This window comes from Caulobacter ginsengisoli (assembly GCF_030814835.1).
GTDB lineage: Bacteria > Pseudomonadota > Alphaproteobacteria > Caulobacterales > Caulobacteraceae > Caulobacter > Caulobacter ginsengisoli.
In genome coordinates, this window is sequence record NZ_JAUSVS010000001.1 from 1026382 (window position 1) to 1044230 (window position 17849).

The 17849-nt window shown below is 69.8% G+C and carries 19 protein-coding genes; 6 read left to right on the plus strand and 13 right to left on the minus strand.

Features of this window, described 5'->3' with window-relative positions; all coding sequences use genetic code 11:
* Positions 1-81: 81 nt before the first annotated feature.
* On the plus strand, positions 82-489 hold the full coding sequence (locus QO010_RS05210) for an energy transducer TonB (protein ID WP_307346853.1): 408 nt from the start codon (positions 82-84) through the stop codon (positions 487-489).
* A gap of 15 nt (positions 490-504) precedes the next feature.
* On the opposite strand, the gene QO010_RS05215 is transcribed toward QO010_RS05210, so the two are convergent.
* The 3 genes from QO010_RS05215 to dapA form a co-directional block, all read right to left on the minus strand.
* A complete protein-coding gene (locus QO010_RS05215; protein WP_307346855.1) occupies positions 505-891 on the minus strand; it encodes a hypothetical protein in 387 nt (128 codons plus the stop codon).
* A gap of 134 nt (positions 892-1025) precedes the next feature.
* Positions 1026-1478 (minus strand): SsrA-binding protein SmpB, encoded by a 453-nt coding sequence (gene smpB / locus QO010_RS05220; RefSeq protein ID WP_307346857.1) that lies wholly within the window; start codon positions 1476-1478, stop codon positions 1026-1028.
* A 7-nt stretch (positions 1479-1485) separates the two neighbouring features.
* Positions 1486-2370 carry a 4-hydroxy-tetrahydrodipicolinate synthase gene (gene dapA / locus QO010_RS05225; RefSeq protein ID WP_307346859.1) on the minus strand — a complete coding sequence of 295 codons (885 nt, stop codon included), beginning with the start codon at positions 2368-2370 and terminating at the stop codon, positions 1486-1488.
* 125 nt (positions 2371-2495) lie between these two features.
* Here dapA and QO010_RS05230 point away from each other — a divergent pair, with 125 nt between their 5' ends.
* Complete coding sequence (locus QO010_RS05230) at positions 2496-4586, plus strand: lytic transglycosylase domain-containing protein (protein WP_307346861.1); 2091 nt, start codon at positions 2496-2498, stop codon at positions 4584-4586.
* Positions 4587-4655: 69 nt separating this feature from the next.
* Here QO010_RS05230 and QO010_RS05235 read toward each other — a convergent pair whose 3' ends face one another.
* The 3 genes from QO010_RS05235 to QO010_RS05245 all read right to left on the minus strand — a co-directional run bounded on the left by QO010_RS05235 (position 4656) and on the right by QO010_RS05245 (position 7720).
* Entirely contained in the window at positions 4656-5126 is a 471-nt protein-coding gene (locus tag QO010_RS05235; RefSeq protein ID WP_307346863.1) for a hypothetical protein, read from the minus strand.
* Positions 5123-6847 (minus strand): S41 family peptidase, encoded by a 1725-nt coding sequence (locus QO010_RS05240; protein WP_307346865.1) that lies wholly within the window; start codon positions 6845-6847, stop codon positions 5123-5125. Before QO010_RS05240 ends, QO010_RS05235 begins: the two co-directional genes overlap by 4 nt.
* A gap of 93 nt (positions 6848-6940) precedes the next feature.
* Positions 6941-7720: a helix-turn-helix transcriptional regulator gene (locus QO010_RS05245; protein WP_307346867.1), complete on the minus strand. Its 780-nt coding sequence runs from the start codon at positions 7718-7720 to the stop codon at positions 6941-6943.
* A gap of 165 nt (positions 7721-7885) precedes the next feature.
* Between QO010_RS05245 and QO010_RS05250 the strand changes: the two genes are divergently transcribed.
* Entirely contained in the window at positions 7886-8647 is a 762-nt protein-coding gene (locus QO010_RS05250) for a class I SAM-dependent methyltransferase (protein WP_307346869.1), read from the plus strand.
* 28 nt (positions 8648-8675) lie between these two features.
* Here QO010_RS05250 and QO010_RS05255 read toward each other — a convergent pair whose 3' ends face one another.
* The 4 genes from QO010_RS05255 to QO010_RS05270 all read right to left on the minus strand — a co-directional run bounded on the left by QO010_RS05255 (position 8676) and on the right by QO010_RS05270 (position 12516).
* Positions 8676-9170, minus strand: a complete 495-nt coding sequence (locus QO010_RS05255; protein ID WP_307346872.1) for a cupin domain-containing protein — start codon at positions 9168-9170, stop codon at positions 8676-8678.
* Between the two features lie 14 nt (positions 9171-9184).
* A complete protein-coding gene (locus QO010_RS05260) occupies positions 9185-10567 on the minus strand; it encodes a sensor histidine kinase (RefSeq protein ID WP_307346875.1) in 1383 nt (460 codons plus the stop codon).
* A gap of 69 nt (positions 10568-10636) precedes the next feature.
* Positions 10637-11509, minus strand: a complete 873-nt coding sequence (locus QO010_RS05265; RefSeq protein ID WP_307346879.1) for an SDR family NAD(P)-dependent oxidoreductase — start codon at positions 11507-11509, stop codon at positions 10637-10639.
* Between the two features lie 23 nt (positions 11510-11532).
* Positions 11533-12516: an aldo/keto reductase gene (locus QO010_RS05270; RefSeq protein ID WP_307346882.1), complete on the minus strand. Its 984-nt coding sequence runs from the start codon at positions 12514-12516 to the stop codon at positions 11533-11535.
* Between the two features lie 101 nt (positions 12517-12617).
* Between QO010_RS05270 and QO010_RS05275 the strand changes: the two genes are divergently transcribed.
* The 3 genes from QO010_RS05275 to cydB all read left to right on the plus strand — a co-directional run bounded on the left by QO010_RS05275 (position 12618) and on the right by cydB (position 16014).
* The gene (locus tag QO010_RS05275; protein WP_307346885.1) at positions 12618-13511 is read left to right on the plus strand and encodes a LysR family transcriptional regulator; all 894 of its coding nucleotides are present in this window, start codon (positions 12618-12620) and stop codon (positions 13509-13511) included.
* 92 nt (positions 13512-13603) lie between these two features.
* Positions 13604-15010: a cytochrome ubiquinol oxidase subunit I gene (locus tag QO010_RS05280; RefSeq protein WP_307346887.1), complete on the plus strand. Its 1407-nt coding sequence runs from the start codon at positions 13604-13606 to the stop codon at positions 15008-15010.
* On the plus strand, positions 15007-16014 hold the full coding sequence (cydB, locus tag QO010_RS05285; protein WP_307346890.1) for a cytochrome d ubiquinol oxidase subunit II: 1008 nt from the start codon (positions 15007-15009) through the stop codon (positions 16012-16014). The genes QO010_RS05280 and cydB overlap by 4 nt, the downstream gene beginning before the upstream one ends.
* 115 nt (positions 16015-16129) lie before the next feature.
* Here cydB and QO010_RS05290 read toward each other — a convergent pair whose 3' ends face one another.
* From QO010_RS05290 to QO010_RS05300, 3 genes are all read right to left on the minus strand, one after another.
* Entirely contained in the window at positions 16130-16504 is a 375-nt protein-coding gene (locus tag QO010_RS05290) for a response regulator (protein WP_307346892.1), read from the minus strand.
* Between the two features lie 98 nt (positions 16505-16602).
* Entirely contained in the window at positions 16603-16779 is a 177-nt protein-coding gene (locus QO010_RS05295) for a type II toxin-antitoxin system antitoxin (RefSeq protein ID WP_307346895.1), read from the minus strand.
* An 89-nt stretch (positions 16780-16868) separates the two neighbouring features.
* Positions 16869-17759, minus strand: a complete 891-nt coding sequence (locus tag QO010_RS05300) for an SPFH domain-containing protein (protein WP_307346897.1) — start codon at positions 17757-17759, stop codon at positions 16869-16871.
* Positions 17760-17849 lie beyond the last annotated feature (90 nt).

Genomic DNA, 17849 nt, shown 5'->3' on the forward strand with positions numbered 1-17849 from the left:
CGCGGGGGCGGCGCGGGGCTTGCTGGTCGGCGCCCACTCGCTGAAAACCAGTCCCGGATTGAGATGAGCCAGATGAGATCGATGACCCTGTTGGCGGCCCTGGTCCTGATGGGACCGGCCACCGCCGGCGCCCAGGCCCAAACGGCCGAGCCGGCCCCGGCCCGTGACTCGGCCCTCGGCCCGGCCTGGATCGCCGCGCCCACCATCACTGACCTGAAAGCCGTGTATCCGCCGCAGGCCCGACAGGAGCGGGTCGAAGGCACGGTGATCCTGAGCTGTAAGGTCACGGCGACCGGTGAGCTGCAGGGCTGCACGGTCCTCAAAGAGAGCTCGCCCGGCGCCGGGTTCGGTCAGGCGGCCCTCAAGCTGGTCCCGAAGTACAGAATGAACCCCAGGGCCGCCGACGGCTCGTCCATGGAAGGCGCCCAGGTGGCGTTGCCCGTCCGGTTCCAGATTACCGAAGAGGGCCCGACCCCCGCTCCCGGATGATCCGGCCCCGAGCCGCTAACCGCCCTGGCTGAGCCGAACGGCGCACATCGGCCGGGGCAGCAGCGAGACGCTGCTGGGCCTCACATCGACGCACCAGACACCCCTGTCCGGCGCGGCGGTCTTCATGAAGTCCAGCATCAGCTCCTGCGAGAACTTCTTGCCGTCGGCCCGCACCACCGTGAAGGTCCGCGATGTCGGCCGCGAGCGGAAGCTGGCATAGTTGGGAAAGGCCCCGGTCGAGCCGCTCTGGCCGTCATCGAGCGTGACCGTGAAAGGCTGGTCGGAGCGGGAGAACACCCGAACCTCGCCGCCGGATGGCTGGGCGGTCTGGCCATAACTGAACGGGGCGGACGCGGCGCCAGCGATAAGCAGGGCGAGCGCGATTACTGACTGAGACTTCATGACAAAGCCCTCCGTCTGAACGGCGGGATTTTACGCCTGATCCTGGTCGGCGCCAAACGGATGGGCCCCCATCCACCCTTCAATGTTTCACGTGGAACAAAATGGGAACATTGAGGGGCGGGGCAGTTCTCGGGCTAACCCCGGTCCCGCATGATCCGCCCCTGCTCCCGCTTCCAGTCCCGATCAGCCTCGGTGGCGCGCTTGTCGTGCAGCTTCTTGCCCTTGGCCAGGGCCAGCTCCAGCTTGGCCATGCCCTTGTCGTTCCAATAGAGCTTGATTGGAATGATGGTGCGGCCCTCGCGCTGGACGGCGCCGATCATCTTGTCGATCTCGCGGCGTTTCAGCAGCAGTTTCCGGGGCCGGCGGGGCTCATGGTTGAAGCGGTTGGCCTTGGCGTAGGGCGGGATGTCGGCGTTGACGAGCATGATCTCGTTGCCCTCCACCGCCGCGTAGGATTCGGCGATGTTGGCCTTGCCCATGCGCAGGGACTTCACCTCGGTCCCGGTCAAGGCGATGCCCGCCTCCACGGCGTCGTCCAGAAAGTAGTCGTACCGCGCGCGGCGGTTCTCGGCGATCAGCTTGACCATGATGGCGCTAGATTACACCGGCATCGCGCATGCCCGCCAGGACCGCCTCGCGGGCGGCCTCCGAGCAGGGCGACAGCGGCAGGCGCAGCTCCTCGGCGCAGAGGCCGAGATGGGCCAGGGCGAACTTGGCCGGGGCCGGCGAGGCATCGGCGAACAGCGCCTTGTGAAGGCGGATCAGCCGGTCCTGCCAGTAGAGGGCCGTCTCCCAGTCCTTGGCGAAGCAGGCGTTGTACATGGCCGAGCAGGCGTCCGGCGCGACATTGGACGTCACCGAGATGCAGCCATGGCCGCCGTGGGCCATGTAGCCCAGCGCCGTGTCGTCATTGCCCGACAGCATGATCCACTCATCGCCGCAGTCGAGCCGCTGCAGGCTGGCGCGGCCCAGATCCCCGGTGGCGTCCTTGATGCCGACGATGTTGGGCAGCTTGGCCAAACGAGCGAGGGTTTCGTTGCTGATGTCGACGCTGGTCCGCGACGGCACGTTGTAGGTCAGCACCGGCAGCTGCACGGCCTCATTTATGGCCGCAAAGTGCTGGTAGAGCCCCTCCTGCGAGGGACGATTGTAGTAGGGGGCGACCACGAGGGCGCCGTCCGCGCCGACCGTCTTGGCGAACCGGACCAGTTCGATGGCGTGCGCCGTCGAGTTGGAGCCAGCCCCGGCGATCACCGGCACGCGGCCGCGGGCGACCTGGATGCACAGCTCGACGACGCGGCGGTGCTCGTCATCGCTGAGCGTGACCGACTCGCCGGTGGTGCCGGCGGGGACCAGGCCGTGAACGCCACCGGCGATCTGGCGCTCGACCAGCTCGGCGAAGGCTTTCTCGTCCACGGCTCCGTTCCGGAATGGCGTGACGAGCGCGGGGAGCGCCCCTTTGAACGGAGAGTGGAACATAGCTTGCAAAAGGCCGTGAGATCGCCGCTTTGGGTTGCGGCACTGTGTTGGAGCCGGACAATATGTCCCCTGGCCGGGCGCGTGCAATGCCCGGAATATCGATTTGAGACTTAAGGAGAACCGGTTTGGGATCGCGACTGCGCAAGGTGCTGCTGACGACCGTCCTGGCCGCCGTGGCCGGAGGATTCGCCGACGCCCAAACGACCTACGGGTCGGGCGGGGCGCCCCAGCTCATCACCACGCCCCAGATCGCCTACCGCCAGCCGGTTTCCGACAGCGACATCGGCTATCTGAAAGCCGCCCTGACCGCCGCCAAATCGGGAGACGGCGACCGCATCCGCCTCTCCATGGACGCCATCTCCGACCCGCTGACCCGCAAGATCGCCCTTTGGGCCCTGGCCGACGGCGCGCCGGACAGCCTCTCCTTCTTCGAGGCCGATTCGGCCCGCCGCGACCTGGCCGGCTGGCCGCGCAGCGCCAAGCGCCAGGCCAACGCCGAGCAGAAGCTGGAAACCTCGGGCCTCGATCCGGCCCGCATCGTCGCCTGGTTCGGCGGCTCGCCCCCCGAGACGGCGCGGGGGGCCATCGCGCTCGCCGCCGCCCTCAACGCCACCGGCCACCAGGCCGAAGCGACCAACCTGATCCGCGAGTGGTGGAACACCCGCCTGTTCGAAGCCGACGACCAGCGCTCGATGCGCGCCCGCTTCGCCACGGTGATCACCACCGACGACGACATCCGCCGCACCGACATGCTGCTCTACGGCCAGCAGGGCCCGGCCGCCCGCGACATGGTCGCCATCCTGCCGGCCGATCTGCGGCCGGTCGCCGACGCCCGCCTGGCGCTGCGCGGTAACTCGGCCGGCGCCAACGCCCTGGTCGCCAATCTGAGCGCCGAGCAGCGCAAGGATCCCGGCCTGATCTTCGAGCAGGCGGCCTATTTCCGCCGCCGGGGCCTGGACAGCATGGCCCGCAGCCTGACCGGCGGCTTCGCCCCGCCCCCGACCCCGGAAGTCGCCGCCAAGGCCTGGCCCGAGCGCCGGGCCATCGTGGTGGCCGGCCTGCAGAACGGCGACTACCGCGCCGCCTACAACGCCGCCAACGACGCCGGCATGACCGTGGGGCCGGACGCGGCCGAGGCCGAGTTCTATGCCGGCTGGATCGCGCTGACCAAGCTCAAGCAGCCCGAGACCGCCGCCGCCCATTTCGCCATCCTGTCGGGGGCCGGCACCTCGCCGATCACCAAGGGCCGGGGCTACTACTGGCAGGGCCGCGCCGCCGAGGCGATGGGCGACCGGGCCACGGCCGCCGTCTACTACCAGCAGGGCTCGCAGTACATCACCAGCTTCTACGGCCAGCTCTGCGCCGAGAAGGCCGGCATCACCCGCATCGAGCTGGGCAAGGACCCCGACATCACCCCGGCCGACCGCGCCCGCTTCGAGGGCCGCGAGCCGGTCCGCGCCGCCCGCGTCCTGGCCGAGGCCGGCCTGAAGGACCAGTTCCGCGCCTTCGTCCTGGCCATCGACGACACCCTGCCCACCGCCGCCGAAGCCGCCTTGCTGGTCGACCTGGCCAAGAATTACGGCGATGTCGATCTGGCCATGCGCGCCAGCCGCACGGCGGCCCAGCGCGGCTTCTCCCTGCCCGAGCGCGGCTATCCGATGATCCTGGCCCCCAACGTGCCGGGCGGGGCCGAGCCGGCCTTCGTGTTCAGCATCACCCGCCAGGAAAGCAATTTCGACCCCCGGGCCAAGTCCGCCCCCGGCGCCCGCGGCCTGATGCAGCTGATGCCCGCCACCGGCGCCACCACCGCCCGGGCCCTGGGCGAGCCTTACAGCGTCGACCGCCTCTATGAGGGCGACTTCAACCTGCGCCTGGGCGCCCGCTACCTGGGTGACATGATCTCGACCTTCAGCGGCAGCTACATCATGGCCGCCGCCGCCTACAACGCCGGCCCCGGCCGCCCCGCCCAGTGGTCGGCGGTGTGCGGCGACCCGAGAGGCTCAGGCACCGACCCGCTGGACTTCATCGAGTGCATCCCGTTCGTGGAGACCCGCAACTACGTGATGCGGACGCTGGAGACGACGCAGGTCTACCGGGCGCGGCTGAACGGCGGGTCGGCGCCGTTGACGCTGTCGGCGGATCTGAAGCGGGGGTCCTGGATGGGGTACCAGCCGAGTGCGGGGGTGGTGGCGCCGTCGCAGGATGCTACGCGCTAGCTGGAGGTCGTTACAGGGGATAGGCCGCGCGAACCTGTTCCAAGGTTCAGGCTCGGGATTCGGCTCTCGTCAGAAATCCGCCTCCATCCATGGCGCAAACGCCGGCGAGTAGAACACCACCTCGGCCGGCTTGAACCGCCAGGCGGCTCCCGCCTGGGTGAAGGCGATGTAGTCGGGGCCGCGGTGGCTGAGCGGGCCGTGGGCGGCGGTCATGGCGGCGAGGATCGCCGCCTCGTCCTCCGCCTTGACCATGATCCAGACCATCTCCAGGGAATCGTCGCGGAACACGAACTCGGCCCAGCGCGGAGCGCCGAACCAGACAAGGCCGTCGCAGTCGATCTGCAGCTGCTCGCGGCGGACGTCCGGGGCGAAGGGCGGGTCGATGCGGCGCGTCCTGATGGTCTTGCAGCGACCGGCCAGGGCGGCCTGGGTCTGCGCCACCGTCGCGCCGAAGCGCGCCTCTGGAGGCCGGCGGACATCCGGGCCCGGCGCCCAGGCGGCGAGGGTCAGTAGGGCCAGGGCAAGGGCGGCCCGCCTCACGGCCGTTCGACCGGGCAGCCGGCCGGCAGGGCCGTGTCGGCGCTCTTGGCGATGGCCTCCCGCAGTTCCGGGCCGTTGAAGTTGGTCGGGTCGAGCTGAAGCACGCAGCGGAAGCTGGCCAGCCTCGGCCCGGCCTGGCCGGCCTTCTCCTGGACGATCGCCAGGCCATACCAGCTGTTCCAGACGAAGGGATGCATCTCGGTGGTCAGGGCGCAGGCCTCCAGGGCGTCGGCCAGCCGGCCGGCCGCCGTCAACGCCTCGCAGGCCCGGCGCATCTGGAGCTCGGTCGGCGCCGTCCACCAGCCGAGCGCCCCGTAACGGGCCAGCCGATCCCGGTACACGCGACGCCCCGCCGCCCCGCCCTCGCTGCGGACGATCTGCGGGATCGAGCGCATGTCCTCGCCGGCCAGGATGCGGTCGACGGCTGGGTCGCGTCCGGCGCCGTAGTCGGTGAACGCCATCAGCGCCGGGGCGTCGACCGGGATGAAGTCGCGCCGGTCCGAAAACGGCCCCAGCTGGTGGCCGACCGTGGAGACATAGAGGTGCAGGCCGGCGGCCGGATACAGCCGCGCCGCCGGATCGCCGTAGGAGTTGAGCCCCACCCCGGTCGGCTCGCCGACGATCGAGACATCGACGTGGTCGATCAGCTCGCCGAGCAGGTTGATCGCGGCGCTGTAGTTCTTGCGGCCGGTGACGACATAGAGCTCCTTCCACGGCGGGTCGGCCTCGCGGCGGACGAACTCATGGACGAAATCGCGCACCCGGCTGCCGTCGCCGCCGAAGTTGAACCGCATGTCGAGGATCAGCCGCCGCGGTTTCTGGCGATCGACCTCGGCCATGGCGGCGGCGATGAAGGTGATCATCTCGTCGCTGTCGGTGCGGTTGAGCTGAATATAGTAGGCGTCCTGCTCGGGCAGGGCCCGCGACAGAAAGCCGAAGCGCTGGGTCATGTAGGGCGGGCGGGCCGGGTCGGGCTTGCGGAATTCCACCGAGGGACGGCCGTTGAAGGCGGCGATCCAGTCGGCGTTGGTCCCGAACGGCATGCCGTAGACCTCGCCGCGATAGACCCACTCAAAGATGGTGTCGGAGTTCAGATAGGCCGGATTGTCGGTCGCCCTGGGCAGGAGCGTCCGGGTCACCACCCGACCGTCCCGCAGCCGGGCGCGGATCTTCAGCCCCATGTCCTTGTCGGTGAAGCCCAGGCCCCGCATCAGCGCCCCGTTGTGCACCGCGTAGAGCCGCTCCATCCGGAAATAGCCGTTGTCGGCGCCGAACAGGCTGCGGGCCGCGTCGACGGCCTCGGCCACCGGCCGCCCGTCGATCTCCAGGACCTGGGCGCCGGCCAGGTCGGCGGCGGAGGCGTGGGCGCTGGTGATGAAATAGCCGTCGGTGAACTGGTAGAGCCGGAACGGGTACCAGACCTTGAAGGCCGCCCCGGTTGGCTCCAGCGAGGTGTGGCCGTCGCCGAGCAGGGCGATCCACTGCATGGCCCGCACGACCCGCTGTTCCTCCGTCAGCCTGGGAAGATCGGCCTTCAGGGCGTCGAGCGCCTGCAGGAAGGTCAACTCCCCCACCCGGGTGAAGGGGGCGGGGTGGGTGGCGCGCAGCTCGCGCACGATCTCGTCGAGGGACTGGCGCCACTCGGCGACGGAGGCGGCCTGGGCCGCCGCCGGAGCCAGGCAGACAATCGCCGCCGGCGCGAGGAGTCGTAGCAGGTCCATCTCGTCCCTCCCGTCTGGAGCGGGCAGGATCGGGGCGATTGGCGGCCGGTGTCTTGTAAAAACCGAACATCGTCGCGCCCCGGGGCGTCCCGGCTAGTTGATCATCCGCCGGAAGGCGTCGGGGGCCACGCCGTGGGCGCGGGCGAAGCTGCGGGTCAGGTGGCTCTGGTCGGCGTAGCCGCAGGCGTGGGCGATGTCGGCCAGCGCCATCCGGGTCCGGCAGAGCAGGCCGGCGGCCCGGCGCAGCCGGCAGGCGCGCAGGTATTCCCCCGGCGTGCAGCGGTGAAAGGCGCGGAAGGTGCGGGCCAGATGGATGGGATGCACCCCGATCAGGGCCGCGACCGCGGCCACGCCCCCGGCCCCGTCCCGCAACAGGTCGGCCGCCTGGGCCAGCCAGCGGGGCGGCCTGCGCTCGGTCAGGCCGCCCCGCCCGGCGCCGGCCAGCAGTTCGAGACAAGCGGCCTCGGCGCTCAAGGCGGCGTCGCCGTCCCAGGCGTGGGTCTCCCGGATCAGCCGCTCCATCGCCGCGACGGCGGCGAGCTGTCCCAGGCGGGTCGGCGACCGGGGCGGCGACAGCTCCGCCGCGGCGGCCTGGGCCTCCGGCGGGACCTTCACCGAGAAGAAGGCGCCGCCGGCCCGGAAGTGATCGCGGTGAAAGGTGCCGGGCGGATTGAAGATCAGCAGCGGCCCGTCCTCGCCGGCCCCGGCCTCGGTGACGAAGTCGCCGGCGGTGATGAAGATGAAATGGCCTTCCTCATGGCCGTGCGGCTCGACCGCCGTGGTCCGGGGCGAGAGCCAGTGGCCCAGTTCGAACCCGCCGGCCTCGGCCCGGGCGACCGCCTGGCCGATGAATGCGCCGCCGCCCTGTCCCATGGCCGCTCCCCTCCCCGGGGCCTGGCCGCCGGCCTGGTCATTGTAGAGCACATTGCGGCGCGGAAGCGGCGGCCGGCGTCAGCGCCCCACGACAGGCACGCCGGCCGATTCAGCGATTGCCGCCTATGCGACCCGACGTCAGACTGGCCGCCAAGGAGCACCGCCATGGCCTTGCAGTCCGTCGACTACGACCACCGGCAACACAGCGTCTACGCCAAGGCCAGGGCCCTCGACCCGGACATGCTGAGCCAATGGATGGATGTCTTCGCCGGTTTCCTGGCGGCCCGCAGGCCCCTGCCCATCCTGGACCTGGGTTCCGGCACCGGCCGGTTCACCCCCGCGCTAGCTGAACGCTTCGGCGGCCCGGTCTACGGAGTCGAGCCTTCGGACAACATGCGCCACGTGGCCGAGGGCCAGCCGCATGGCGAGGCCGTCCGCTACCTCGCCGGCCACGCCGCCGCCATCCCGCTCGCCGACCACGCCGTCGAGGCGGTGCTGATGTTCCTCTCGTTCCACCATTTCCCCGACCGCGCGGCCGCGGCGCGGGAGATCGCCCGGGTGCTTCGGCCTGGTGGGCGGGTGCTGCTGCGCGGGGTGTTTTCGGACCGGCAGCCGGGCGAATGGTGGAACCCGTTCTTCCCCCGCCTCGACGAGATCGGCGCCCAGATGTTTCCCACCCTGCCGGACGTCACCCGGGTCTTCGCCGAGGTCGGCCTGCGTCCGCTGGATTTGGTGGAGGTCGAGGAGCGTTACGCCGCCAGCGAAGCCGAGGCGGTCGAGCGGCTGAAGCTCAAGGGTATCTCGACCTTCGAGCACCTGACCGAGCGCGAGATAACCGAGGGGTTCGCCCAGCTGGACGCGGCGCTGGCGGCCGGAAGGCTGCGCATCCCCCTGACCGGGCGCAGCGACCTGCTGGTTCTGGGCTGATGACGGCCGGGCCGGCGAAGCGGACTGGCTAGCCCTCCTCTTCGCTGTCGTAGTATTCCGCCGCCACGAGCCGCCCAAACAGGTTCAGCGACGGCTCGGCGGCGTCGAAGGGGGCCATCCCCGCGTCCACCGCGATCTTCCCCGAGTCCGGATACTCGACGATGTCGGTCGGGCCGTCCGCCGACAGCGCCAGATAGCGCAGGTCCGTCGCCCCGGTGTTGATGATCTGGTGCGCCTCCTTGCCGGCCGGGGCGGCGATGAGGTCGCCGGGGCGGACGGGGCGGGTTTCGCCGTCCAGGCGGGTGACGCCCTCGCCTTCCAGGATGAAGAACAGTTCGTGCCAGACGTGGTGGCGGTGGAAGGGGCAGGCGCTCTTGCCCGGCGGGACGACCACCAGCGAGACGCCCAGGCCCGTCGAGCCGATCAACGGGCCGGCCTGGGCGACCCGGGCCCCGAAGGTCTTGCCATCGCCAACCTGGCGCATCGCGAGGTCGGCCAGGTTGACGATGCGTTGTTCCGCCATGCGGCGCTCCCCTGTCAGCTTGCTGTACCGGCGAGCGGGACGCGAAGCGCGCACACCACCCCGCCGGGCCGATAGTCCACCGCCGCCGCCGCGCCCAGCTCCGACGCCAGGCCCGCCAGTAGCCGCGACCCGAACCCTCGGCGCGATGGCGGCCGAACCGGCGGCCCGCCGGTTTCCGCCCAGCGCAGGGCCAGGACGCCGTCGCCCTCCCCCGGCCCCCACGCCACCGAAACCCGGCCGCCGTCCTGCGACAGCGCCCCATATTTCATCGAGTTGGTGCACAGCTCGTGCAGCACCATGGCCACGGCCAGGGCCGTCTGCGGCGCGACCCTGGCGGAAGGGCCCTCGGTGTGGAAGCGGTCGATCCCGGGGGTGTCGAAGGCGTGCAGGGCTTCGGCGACGACGTCGGCCAGGTCGGCCGCCTCCCAGTTCTCGCGGTTGAGGATGTTGTGGGCGGCCGAGAGGGCCATCAGGCGGCCTTCAAGCATGGCCTGGGCCTCACCCGGGTCGCTGTAGGCCCGCAGGGTCTGGGCGGCCAGGGACTGGACGGTGGCCAGGGTGTTCTTGACCCGGTGGTTCAGTTCGTCGGTCAGCAGGCGCTGATGCAGCGCCGCGCGGCGCTCGTCGGTGGTGTCGATATTGACGCCGATCATGCCCAGGAAATTGCCGGCCGCATCGAAGCGCGGATTGGCCTCGGTGCGCAGGGTGCGGACCTCGCCGTCGACCCGCCAGTAGCGGGCCTCGACCGTGAAGGCGGCGCGGTTCTCCAGCGCCAGATCATAATCGGCGTAGAGGGCCTGGCGGTCCTCATCCAGCACCCGTTCCGCCCATTTGAAGCCGGCCAGATCCTCAGCCGCGCCCCAGAAGGCGCGCTGCTGGCGGTTGAGATAGACGATCCGGCCCTCGGGGTCGCTCATCCACAGGTTCACCGGGGCGTTCTCGGCCAGCAGGCGGAAGCGGGCCTCGCTCTCCTGCACCGCCGCCATGGCCAGCTTGCGCTCGTGCACGTCGTTGGCGACGGTGATCCAGCCCTCAAGCTGGCCGTCTCTATCGAGCCGGGGCTCACCCCGGATCTCCACCCAGCGCGGCTCCGGCCCGGCGGCGACGGTCAGGCGGACCTCGGACGCGAAGCCCGTCTGCGTCTGGGTGGCCGCGAGGAAGGCGGCGTCCAGGCCGGGCAGGTCCTCGGCGTGGATGGAACCGCGCCAGCCATCACCCAGCGACTCCGCCTCGCCCCGCCCGGTGAACCGCGTCCAATAGGCGTTGATCCACAGCACAGAGCCGTCCGTGTCGGTGACCGACACCGCCACGGGCATGGCCTGCCAGATGGCGCGGACCTGCTGGCGGTACAGCTCGGTTGTACGCGGCTCGGGGGCGGTCTTGGCGGGGTCGGTCAACACGGGCCTCCAGCCGCCGAGTCTCGTCCGTCGGCGCGCTGGCGGTCAAGGTATTGTGGCGGCGGCCCCCTACGCCGCGCCCAGCACCGGACTGGCTACTGCATCCTGGAACACGCCGTCCGTGGATTTGGACAGCGCCGCGTGGTCGCGGATGGTCTGGAGCCGCGCCTCAATGGCTGGGATGACCGCTTCCAGGGCGTCGCTGCCGGCCGCGAACACCCGGGGCGGGTCCTGCATGCTGGCGATGCTGACCAGCGCCTCGCCGAGTCTGGCGGGGTCGCCCGGCTGGATGCCGTCATAGGGCGACCACATGGCCTGCGGGCTGCCCTCGGCGGCATAATCGTCGATGGGATTGCCGGCCCAGCGGGCGTTGTCGGGGGTCAAGAGGTCGGTGCGGAAGAAGCCGGGCTCGACCAGGGTGATATGGATGTCGAACGGGGCGACCTCTTCGGCGACCGCCAGGGAGAGGCCCTCGACGGCGAACTTGCTGGCCCCGTAGGCGGCGCAATGTTTCAGGCCAACGACGCCGGCGACGGAACTGATGTTGATGACATGGCCGGCGCGCTGGCGGCGCATGACCGGTAGGGCGGCGCGCATCAGGTTGGCCACGCCGTAGAAGTTGGTGGCGAACTGGCCTTCCAGGTCGGCCCGGGTCATCTCCTCGAAGTTGCCCAGGATGCTGTAGCCGGCATTGTTGACCAGGACGTCGATACGCCCAAAGCGCGCGACAGCCACCTCGACCGACGCCTGGGCCTGGGCCGGGTCGGCCACATCCAGCTGGGCGAATTCGATGGAGTCGCGGGGGGCGCCGGCCAGGGCGCCCCGCACCTTGCCCAGATCCCGACCCGTGGCGACGACGCGGTCGCCGGCCTTCAGCGCCGCCTTGGCGATGGCCGCGCCGATGCCGCTGCCCGCGCCCGTGACAAACCAAACCTTGCTCATTGTCTGCTCCTCAAGCTTCTGCATTACCGCCCCACCCGCGCCTGCAGGCTGGCGGGATACCGCGCGCCCTCGACCGGGATGGCGGCCAGCGCCGCGGCGATCTCGGCGAGGTCCCCGGCGCTCAGCGCCACCGCGGCGGCTCCCAGGTTCTCGTCCAGCCGATGCAGCTTGGTCGTGCCGGGGATGGGAACGATCCAGGGCTTCTGGGCCAGCAGCCAGGCCAGCGCGATCTGGGCTGGGGTCGCCTGCTTGCGGGCGGCGATCTGGCCGATCCGCTCGACCAGGGCCTGGTTGGCGGCCCGGGCGTCCGGCGTGAAGCGCGGAACGATGTTGCGGAAATCGTCGCTGGCGAACTGGGTGCTGGCGTCGATGGCGCCGGTCAGGAAGCCCTTGCCCAGCGGGCTGAACGGCACGAAGCCGATGCCCAGCTCCTCCAGGAGCGGCAGTATCTCGGCCTCCGGCTCGCGCCACCACAGGGAATATTCGCTCTGCAGAGCGGCGACCGGCTGGACGGCGTGGGCGCGGCGGATCGAGTCGGCCCCGGCTTCGGAGAGGCCGAAATGCCTGACCTTGCCGGCCGCGATCAGCTCGCGCACGGCGCCGGCGACGTCTTCCATCGGCACGTTCGGGTCGACCCGGTGCTGGTAGAGCAGATCGATGCGATCGGTCTTCAGACGCTTCAGCGCCGCGTCGGTGACGGCGCGGATGTTTTCGGGGCGGCTGTCCAGCCCCTTCTGGGCCTCACCGCCGGGGAAACCGAACTTGGTGGCGATGACCACCTGGTCGCGGATGGGGGCCAAGGCCTCGCCCAGCAGTTCCTCGTTGGCGAACGGACCATAGGCCTCGGCGGTGTCGAAGAAGGTGACGCCGCGCTCGAAGGCAGTGCGGATCAGCTTGACCGCGTCGGTGCGGTCGGCGGCCGGGCCGTAGCCGAAGCTGAGGCCCATGCAGCCCAGGCCGATGGCGGAGACTTCGAGGCCGCTCGTTCCAAGTTTGCGCGTTTGCATGATCAATTTCCTTCTCTTCCGAACAGGGCCGGAATTTAGGCCGCGCGCGCCTCACCGATTAGACGCTATAATCCGCATGTAGCTATGAGCGGACTTCATCAATGGCGCGGGAAAACCTCAACGACCTGGCCGCCTTCGTGGCGGTGGCGCGCGAGCGCAGCTTCACTCGCGCGGCGGCGCAGCTGGGCGTTTCGCAATCGGCGCTGAGCCATAGCCTGCGAGGGCTGGAGGAGCGGCTGGGCATCCGCCTGCTGACCCGCACCACCCGCAGCGTCAACCCGACCGAGGCGGGTGAGCGGCTGCTGGCGACGCTGGCGCCCCGGTTCGAGGAGATCGAGGCCGAGCTCACCGCCCTCACCGCCCTGCGCGACAAGCCGGCGGGCGTGGTGCGGCTGACCGCCGCTGAAACCGTCGCCGAACTGGTGCTGATGCCGGCGCTGGAGCGGCTGCTGCCGGACTATCCGGACATCACGGTCGAGGTTGTGGTCGATAACGCCATGACCGACATCGTCGCCCAGCGCTTCGACGCCGGCGTGCGGATCGGCGAGCAGGTGGCCAAGGACATGATCGCCGTCCGCATCGGCCCCGACCTGCGCATGGCCGTTGTCGGCGCCCCAGCCTATTTCGACCGGTGCGGCAAGCCGCACGCACCGCAGGATCTGACCGGCCACAGCTGCATCAACCTGCGTCTGCCGACCCTTGGCGGCCTCTATGCCTGGGAGTTCGAGCGGGACGGCCGCGAACTTCGGGTGCGGGTCGAGGGCCAGCTGGTCTGCAACACCGCCGGCCCGATCCTGCGCGCGGCCCTCAGCGGCCTGGGTCTGGGGTATCTGCCCGAGGCCCAGATCGCGCCGCATCTCGCAACCGGCGCGCTCGTGCGCGTGCTGGAAGACTGGTGCCCACCGTTCTCAGGCTATCACCTCTACTATCCCAGCCGCCGCCAGCAATCGCCGGCCTTCGCGGTGGTGGTCGAGGCGTTGCGCTACAGAGAGTAGCGCGGGCTTGCCCCCGGCGCGCGAGAGGCTCAAAACACCGCCGACCGAGTCGGACGCCGCCTCCCCGCCGCCCGGCTGGTCGGGAGATCGCGATGTTCGATCATGCGGACGCCGTCCTGCTGGCGCGTATCCAGTTCGCCTTCACCGTCTCGTTCCACTTCCTGTTTCCCAGCTTCTCGATCGGCCTGGCCAGCTATCTGGCGGTGCTGAACGGGCTGTGGCTGCGGACGAAGGACGAGGTCTATCTGACCCTGTTCAAATACTGGCTGAAGATCTTCGCCCTGACCTTTGCGATGGGCGTGGTGTCGGGGATCGTGCTCTCCTACCAGTTCGGAACCAACTGGTCGGTGTTCGCCGACAAGACCGGGCCGGTGATCGGGCCGCTGATGGCCTACGAGGTGATGACCGCCTTCTTCCTGGAGGCCGGCTTCCTGGGGGTGATGCTGTTCGGCATGAACCGGGTCGGGCCGGCCCTGCATTTCGCCGCCACCCTGGCCGTGGCGGTGGGGACCTTCATCTCGGCCTTCTGGATCCTGTCGGCCAACAGCTGGCTGCAGACCCCCGCCGGCTACGCCATCAACGCCGCCGGTCAGTTCGTCCCGGCCGACTGGTGGAAGATCGTCTTCAACCCGTCCTTCCCCTACCGCCTGACCCACACGGTGATGGCCGCCTATCTGACCACCGCCCTGGCGGTCGGGGGCGTGGGAGCCTGGCATCTGCTGCGCGACAAGGCCAATCGTGGGGCGCGGGTGATGTTCTCCATGGCCATGGGCATGATCACCGTCGTCGCCCCGCTGCAGATCCTGGCCGGCGACGCCCACGGCCTCAACACCCTCGAACACCAGCCCGCCAAGGTCATGGCCATGGAGGGCCATTTCCAGAGCCATCCGGACGGGGCGCCGCTGATCCTGTTCGGCCTGCCCGACCAGGCGGCGGCCAAGGTGCGGGCCGAGGTCTCGGTCCCCAAGGCCTCCTCGCTGATTCTCAAGCATGACCTGGGCGCCCCGCTGGCGGGCCTCGACACCGTGCCGCGCGCCGACTGGCCCGTGGTGCCGGTAGTGTTCTGGTCGTTCCGGGTGATGGTCGGGATGGGCCTGTTGATGGGGCTGCTGGCCCTGGTCAGCCTGGTCGCCCGGATGCGGCGCAGGCTCTATGACTGGCGGCCGCTGCTGCGCTTCGCGGTCGCCATGGGGCCGGCCGGGTTCGTCACGGTCATCGCCGGCTGGATCACCACCGAGGTCGGCCGCCAGCCCTTCACCGTCTATGGCCTGCTGCGCACCACCGCCTCCGCAGCCCCGCTGGACGCCCCGGCGGTGGGCGCCTCGCTACTGGCCTTCATCGGGGTCTACTTCATCGTCTTCGGCGCGGGGACCTTCTACATCCTCAGACTGATGAGCCACCCGCCCCATCCGGGCGAGGCGGGCCTGGAGGCGGGGCGACCGACCCGCGCCGCCGGCATCATCCCCGGCGGCGCCACCGAGCCGGAGGCCGGCCGATGACCGTCTCGATCGACCTGGCCACAGCCTGGGCCTTCATCATCGCCTTCGCCGTCTTTGCCTATGTGGTGATGGACGGCTTCGACCTGGGGATCGGCATCCTGTTCCCGGCCTTCAAGCCCGGCCCCGAGCGGGACAGCGCCATGAACTCGGTCGCCCCGGTCTGGGACGGCAACGAGACCTGGCTAGTGCTGGGCGGCGGCGGGCTGATGGCCGCCTTCCCCCTTGCCTACGCCATCATCCTGCCGGCCCTCTACGCCCCGATCATCGCCATGCTGCTGGCCCTGATCTTCCGGGGCGTGGGGTTCGAGTTCCGCTGGCGCGATCCCCGCCATCGCCCCTTCTGGGACCTGGCCTTCACCGCCGGCTCGGTGGTCGCCGCCTTCGCCCAGGGGGTGACGCTCGGCGCGCTGCTGCAGGGGATCAAGGTCGTGGGCCGCGGCTATGGCGGCGGCTGGTGGGACTGGCTCTCGCCGTTCAGCCTGCTGACCGGGGCCAGCGTGGTGATCGGCTACGCCCTGCTGGGCTCGACCTGGCTGATCATGAAGACGCAAGGGCCGATGCAGGCCCGGGCCTATCGCCAGGCCGGCTGGCTGGGCTGGGCGACCATCGCCTGCATCGCCGCCGTCAGCGCCGCCACGCCCTTCCTGCAGAACGGCTACTACCAGCGCTGGTTCGCCATGCCGAACGTGCTCTACACCGCCCAGGTCCCGCTGCTGGTGGTGGTCGGCTCGGGGCTGTTCTTCCTCAACCTCAGAGCCAGGCGCCAGGCCGCGCCCTTCCTGCTGACCCTGGGCCTCTTCGCCCTGACCTTCGCCGGGCTGGGGATCAGCATGTTCCCCTATGTGGTCCCCACCGCCGTGACCATCTGGGACGCCGCCGCCCCGGCCTCCAGCCAGGTCTTCATGCTGGTGGGCGCGGCGGTGCTGATCCCGATCATCCTGATCTATACCGGCTATGCCTACTGGGTGTTCAGGGGCAAGGTCGGCCACGAGGGCTATCACTGATGCCGCCCTCTCCGGCGCCGCGTTGGGCCAGCCGGCTGCTGTGGTTCGTCGGCCTGTGGCTGGCCGGGGTCTGCACGGTGGGGGCGGTATCGCTGCTGATCCGCGCCTGGATCCGCTAGCCCGCCGTCAGGGAGGCGACCGCCTCGAGCAGCTCGTCCGGCGACATCGGCTTGGTCAGGGTGACGTCGGCCCCGATCATGCTGGCCAGGTTGAGCAGGTCGAGATCGCCAAAGGCGGCGCGGCCCGAGATGGCGATGATGCGCACGGTGGGGTGGATGGTCTTGACCGCGCCGATCAGCTCGATCCCGTCGGAGTCCGGCATCATGATGTCGGTGATGATCAGGTCGGGCGGCGCGGTCCTGACGCTGCGCAGGGCGTCGGCTCCATCGACCGCCTCCCGCACCACATGCCCGATCCCGCGGAGCATTCTACTGACCGAAGTACGCAGCGCCTCGTCGTCGTCAACCACCAGTATCTCAACCGACGGCATGCACGCCCCCCAGAAACTCGATGGGGCTAGCTAGGCGGTTCGATATCGAAGCGCCAGCGAAAAACCCATTTTGGGGAATTTACCCGGCCCAGAACGGGTCAGGCGCTGTCGTCGCCCTTCGGCTTCAACGTCCCGCGTCGGGCCAGGGCCTCGCGCAGCAGCATCTCGACCTGGGCGTTGACCGAGCGCAGTTCGGCGGCCGCGAGGCGCTCGACCGCTTCGAGCACCTCGGGCCGCACCCGGATCAAGAAGGCGCGCTTGTCCGGACTGGCCATCTAGACCCTCCTGCGAGGGTCTAGATTCTTAAGTTTGGAGCATGTCCGGGCGGCGAAACCGCCCACACTTTCGCCTGACATACTCCCCCCTAGCCGCTGTAGAGCGTGCCGGTGTTGACCACGGGCTGGGTGTCACGATCGCCGCAGAGCACGACCAGCAGGTTGGAGACCATGGCCGCCTTGCGCTCTTCGTCCAGCTGCACGACGCCGCGCTCGCCCAACTGCTGCAGGGCGCTCTCGACCATGCTGACCGCGCCGGTGACGATGGTGCGGCGGGCGGCCAGGACCGCCTCGGCCTGCTGACGGCGCAGCATGGCCCCGGCGATTTCCGGCGCGTAGGCCAGGTGCATCAGATGCATCTCGTCCACGGCGATGCCGCCGACCTCGACCCGCTCCTGCAGGTCGGCGCGCAGCCGCTCGCCGACGATCTCGGCGTCGGCCCGCAGGGTGGGTTCCTCGTCCTCGGCGTGGTCGTAGGCATAGTGGCGGGCCACCTCGCGCAGGGCGGTCTCCATCTGGATGTTCATGAAGGCCACATAGTCGTCGACATCGAACAGGGCCTGGGCCGAATCCCGCACCCGCCAGACGACGTTGGCGGCGATCTCGACCGGGTTGCCGCGCTTGTCGTTGACCTTGAGGGTCTCGCTGGTGACGTTGCGCACGCGCATCGACAGCTTCTTGCGGGCGAACCAGGGCAGCACCCAGCGCAGCCCCGTGGTGCGGTCGGTGCCCTTGTAGTTGCCGAACAGGGTGATGGCGACCGCCTGGTTGGGCTGGATGGTGTAGAAGCCGGCCAGACCCAGGATGGCGATGAAGCCCAGCAGAACGCCTGGAATCCCGATAGCCGGGTTGTCTTCCATCCGGCTGATCATGAAGCCTGACAGGATCAGCAGGCCCAGGAAGACCAGCAGCATCAGGCCGCCGTTGGTCCCGCCGCCGACGCGTTCGGTGCTGCGATTGATGGTCCGTTGATCGGACATATGCCCCTCCATTGATTGGCCCCAAAGTGATATCACTTTGATGTCACGCGTCAAGACGCCTTGCCCCCCTCCTCCGGCTGCGGCACACGG